This window comes from Flavobacterium urocaniciphilum (assembly GCF_900110615.1).
In the GTDB taxonomy this organism is placed as follows: Bacteria; Bacteroidota; Bacteroidia; order Flavobacteriales; family Flavobacteriaceae; genus Flavobacterium; species Flavobacterium urocaniciphilum.
Window position 1 is genome coordinate 1 of the sequence record NZ_FOEI01000011.1, and the last position, 5,784, is coordinate 5,784.

Below are 5,784 nucleotides of genomic sequence, written 5' to 3' on the forward strand. Positions count from 1 at the left end.
GAACAACTTCTTGGCAATATTCATTTGCGCCGGCGCCTTACGGATTACCAACAGGAGCAGGTACAACTACGAATTCAAATACTGCAAACGTTGTTGCAGGTATACCTGGTATTGTTTACCAATATTATGTAAGAGCTGATTGTAATGATGGAAACTTCAGTACATGGGCTGGACCATTCACATATACTTTACCTCAAGTTGCCACTCCATTAAATTTTGTTGATGGTTTTGAAACATTAACAGGATGGACATTGTCTAACGGTACACAGCCAAATAAATGGGCTGTTGGTACAGGTATTAACAATGGTGGAACTCATGCTTTGTATATTACAGAAACTAATGGTGTTACAAACTCGTATAACGTAGCAGGTACTACAGTAGTACAAGCTTATAAAGATTTTGCAATTCCAGCTGGAGCAACTCAGTTAGATTTTACATTTGATTGGCGTTCTAGTGGTGAAGCAGCGGATTATTTCAGAGTTTGGACAGTTCCAGCAGCGTTTACACCAACAGTTGGTACGCAAATTACTGCTTTAGCAAATAGTAGAATTAAAATTGGAAATGATTTTACAGGTTCTACGAACTTTGTTACCAATAACTATACGTTAAATGCTGTTCCTTATGCAGGTGGTACTATGCGTGTAGTTTTCGAGTGGAGAAATAACAATACTGCAGGAAATCAACCACCAGCAGCAATTGATAATGTAAAAATTGATTTAGTGACTTGTCCGAAACCAATGAATCCGACAATCTCTAATATTAACTATAATAATGCGCAGGTAAACTGGGCAAATGGAGGGTCTGAAACTGCTTGGCAAGTATTAGTGTTACCACAGGGTTCACCTGCTCCTTCACCAACAACAACTGGTCAGCCAGCAACTTCAAATCCGTTTATCATTACAGGTTTAACTTCAGTTACTTGTTATGATGTATATGTAAGAGCAGTATGTTCTCCAACAGATATGAGTTTCTGGTCTTCAGTAGCAACTTTCTGTACTACACCACATTTCTGTGCGGGAGATCATTTTTATGATACAGGAGGTGCTTCTGGTGCATATGCAAACAGTCAAAATATTGTAACAACAGTATGTCCAGATAACGTTGGAGATGTTGTAACAGTAGTTTTCAATCAATTTAATGTAGCAGCAGGAGATAATTTAATTATTAGAGATGGTAACTTACCTACTTCTCCAATTGTAGGAACGTATACAGGTGCAAACTTACCACCTTCATTTACGGCTACATCTGCAAGTGGATGTTTAACATTTGTGTTTACTTCAAACGCTTCTGGAACTGCTGCAGGATGGGACGCTGTAATTTATTGTACGCCTCCAATTACATGTTTTAAACCTGTTACACCAACAGTAACAAATATTGGAGCTACTTCAGCTCAATTATCTTGGACAGAAACTGGAACTGCTACTCAGTGGGAAATTTTAGTTTTACCAGTTGGTTCACCAGTTCCTTCTGTGAGTCAATCTGGAATTCCAGTAAATTCAAATCCATATACTGTAAATGGATTATCAGCTTCAACAACTTATACTTTTTATGTAAAAGCAATTTGTTCAGCTACAAATTCAAGTTTCTGGTCTGATGGAATGACTTTTTCAACTACACCAGTAAATGATTTATGTGCTAATGCGACAAATGCGATCGTAAATGATGATTTAATTTGTTCTCAAGTTAATTCAGGTACTTTATTTGGTGCTACAAATTCTACAGGTGTACCAGCAGGTTGTTCACCAACAGTAAACGACGTTTGGTTTAAATTTGTTGCTACTAGAACTACTCATACCATGAGTATATTAAATATTACTCCTGCAGGAGATGCAGATTTTGCATTATATTCAGGTACAAACTGTACTGCTTTAACTCAAGTAGGATGTTATACAGCAGCTCAAAATGTAATTAATAATTTAGTAATTGGACAAACTTATTATATTAGAGTATTTTCTATTCAACAAGTTGAGTTTGATTTCTGTATTGGAGGTGTTCCATGTCCGGAATCAATTTCTTTATGTAATACACCTATTACTTATCCAAATACAACAAACGTAATTAACTTAGGAGATTATGCTTGTTTAGGTTCATCTCCAAATGCAAGTTTCTTTTTCTTAGAAGCGGCACAAAATGGAGTTTTAGCTTATACAATTTCTCAAACTTCTGGTGACGTAGATTACGCTTTATGGGGGCCTTTCCCAAATAGAAACTTTGGTTGTGGATTAATCCCAATGGAAGAATCTGGAAACGGAACAGCTTATCCAAACGATCCAGTACAATGTAGTTATTCTACAGCTGCTGTAGAAAACTTTAGTATTAATGTTTTACAAGGACAGGTTTATATTTTAATGGTTACAAACTTTGTTAATCAACCAGGAACTATTACAATTTCACCTAATCCAACAAATACGGCACAATCTTTCTGTTATCCTTATAATACATTTAATTATGATGATTTAACATATTGTAATAATTCACCAAATGAAACGCCAGTATTAATTGCTGGAGCTGTTGGTGGAACTTATACAGCTGTTAGAGTTGAAGATGGTTCTACAACTGCAATGAGTATTAATCCAACTACTGGAGAAATTAATTTTGCTGCAAGTTTACCAGGAACTTATACTGTAACAAGTACTTTAATTCCAAACTTACCTGCTCCTGCTTCAAATGCTCCAATCATTTGTACAAGAACAGTAATCATTACTCCAACGCCAAATGCAACAATTGCTTACAGTAATGCATCATTCTGTAAATCGACAACTACTTTACAACCGATCGGTATTACAGGAAACGGTGGAACAGGTGCAACATTCTCTTCTACACCAGCTGGTTTAGAAAATGCTTTAGATGCAAATACAGGAGGTATTATACCAGTATTAGCAAATGTTGGTGTGTATACAGTAACTATGACTGTTCCTGCTCAAGGAGGTTGTGCACAATATACTACAACTACACAAGTTGAAATTTTAGCATCACCGGTAATTCCTGCTCAAGTAGATGTAAATGGATGTAATAGTTATATGTTACCAGCTTTAACAGTTGGAAACTATTTTACAGCTACAGGTGGAACAGGAACTATGTTAAATGCAGGAGATTTAATTTCTGCTAACCAAACTATTTATGTATATGCTTCTAATGGTATTTGTTCATCTGAAGATGCGTTTAATGTAAATATTATTAATATCCCAACTCCTTCAATTTCGTTCTTAACGCAACCAACTTGTGCGGTTCAAACAGGATCTATTCAAGTGACTTCTCCAGTTGGTGCAGGTGGTACAGTACCAACGAATTTATTTATTTCTGAAGTTACTGATGCAAATACAGGTTCATTAACTTATGTAGAGTTATACAATGGAACAGGAGCTCCAATTAATCTTGCGGGATATAAATTAAGAATCTTTAATAATGGTAGTGCTACTGTAACAGGTGTTTGTGATAATACTTTATCTGGTACTTTAGCTAATAACTCAACATTCATCGTTAAGTATAGTTCAGATGCTAATATTCCTGGAGTTACTCCAAACTTAACATTTGCTACTTGTACTGCAATTAATGATAATGATAATATTAGATTAACAACTACTGCTAACGTTTTAGTAGATATTTGGGGATTAACGTCTAACACTTCATTTACACCTGCAGGACAACCTGGTTATACATATAGAAGATTAGCTAGTTCGCCAACTCTTCCTAATACAACTTGGAATCCAGCAGAATGGACAGCTTTAGATCCTGAAAACTATTCAAACTTAGGACAATATTCTCTTAACACATCGAGTTATGAGTATAGCGTTGATAATGGTACGTACCAAACTGGTACTACATTTACAGGATTAACTCCTGGAAATCATACTTTAATTGTTCATGATTTAGTAAATAACTGTTTCTCAGCACCGATTTCATTTACAATCGATCCTGTGCCTTATACAAACTCAGTTACTGATTTCACATATCCAACTCCAGTTTGTATTACAGATACAACTAATCCTATGCCTACACAAGCAGCTGGATTTACAAATGGAGGAACGTATAGTTATGTTGGAACTGGTTTAGATTTAAATACTACAACCGGTGAAATTAATTTAGCAACTTCAACAGCAGGAACATATACAGTTACGTATACTTTCCCAACAGATTTAACAAATTGTATCAATGGAAATTCTTCTAACTTTACAATTACAATTAATCCTGTTGTAACGGCTTCATTTACACAAATTAACAGTATTTGTCAAAATAGTACTGCTCCAACTTTACCATTAACATCTAATAATAATATTGATGGTACTTGGAGTCCAGCAACTATTAATACAGCAACAGTTGGTACAGTATTGTATACGTTTACGCCAAATGCTGGTCAATGTGGTTTAGGAACTACAATGAATATTACAATTGACGGAATTATTACTCCTACATTTTCTCCAATTGCAGCTATTTGTCAAAATGATACGGCTCCATCGTTACAATTAACTTCTAACAATAGTATTACTGGTACATGGAATCCATCTGTAATTAATACAACTGTTCCTGGAACAACTACTTATACATTTACACCTGATCCAGGACAATGTGCACAAGTGGAAACAAAAACGATTACTATTAATCCTAGAGTTACTCCAACTTTTAATCAAGTTGCAACATTATGTGCTGGTGATCCTGGAGTTACTTTACCAACAACATCATTAAATAACATTGATGGTTCATGGTCTCCTGCAGTAGTTGATACTTCTGCTGAAGGTGTAACGGTTTATACATTTACTCCTAATTCTGGGGTTTGTGCTAATTCAACTACAATGTCTATAGAAGTTGAATTCTGTCAAATCCAAAAAGGTATCTCACCAAATGGAGATGGCTTAAATGATTACTTAAAATTGGTTGCGAATAAGGTTGAGATTTTCAATCGATATGGAAAATCAGTTTATGTTAAGACGAATTACAACAACGATTGGCATGGTCAATTCCAAGGAGGAGGTCAAATGCCAGACGGAACATATTACTATGTTATTGAGTTAGCCTCTGGAGATATTAAAACAGGTTGGATTTATATTAACTACGAAAATTAAAAAGAAGATAAATCTGCTCTCTTGATTTTTTTTTGAGGGAGTAGATTTTATTAAACGACAACAATATGAGAAGAATATATTTAGGATTATTATTGGCTATTGGCTTTCTAAGCGAAGTATCGGCTCAGCAAGATCCGCACTACACTCAATACATGTACAACATGAGTGTAATGAACCCGGCATATGCGGGAAGCAAAGAGAGTTTGTCTATGGGATTATTGTACAGAAAGCAATGGGTCGAGATAGAAGATGCACCAACCACAGGTACTTTTTTTGGTCATAGTCCAGTGGGTAAGAATGTTGGATTAGGTTTATCTGTAGTTTCTGATAAAATAGGTCCTGTTGAGGAGAATAATGTGTATGCAGATTTCTCTTATACGTTAAAATTAGGAGGAGAACACAAATTAGCGTTAGGATTAAAATCGGGATTAACCTTTCATGATGTAGCCTTAAATACGGATATTTATAACACGTTACCCGATCCACAAGATGGTGCTTTCGGACAAGATGTAAGTAATAGTTACTTTAACTTTGGTACAGGAGCTTTTTATTATACGGATAAGTATTATTTAGGAGTTTCGGTTCCGAATATGTTAAAGGCAAAACACTTAGATTTTGATGGAAGAAGTTACGGAAACGAATCGAGCCATTATTTCTTTACCGGAGGTTATGTATTTGATATCAACCAAAGTGTAAAATTCAAACCATTTTTCATGGTTAAGTC

Annotated in this window: 2 protein-coding genes; both read left to right on the forward strand. The window is 35.3% G+C overall.

What is annotated here, in order from left to right; genetic code table 11:
* Window positions 1-5,060, forward strand: a 5,060-nt coding sequence (locus BMY86_RS12825) for a T9SS type B sorting domain-containing protein (RefSeq protein WP_091470320.1), incomplete at its 5' end; no start/stop codon positions are given.
* 65 nt (window positions 5,061-5,125) lie between these two features.
* Window positions 5,126-5,784 (forward strand): PorP/SprF family type IX secretion system membrane protein (locus tag BMY86_RS12830; protein ID WP_091470324.1); only part of this gene is annotated, 659 nt, incomplete at its 3' end.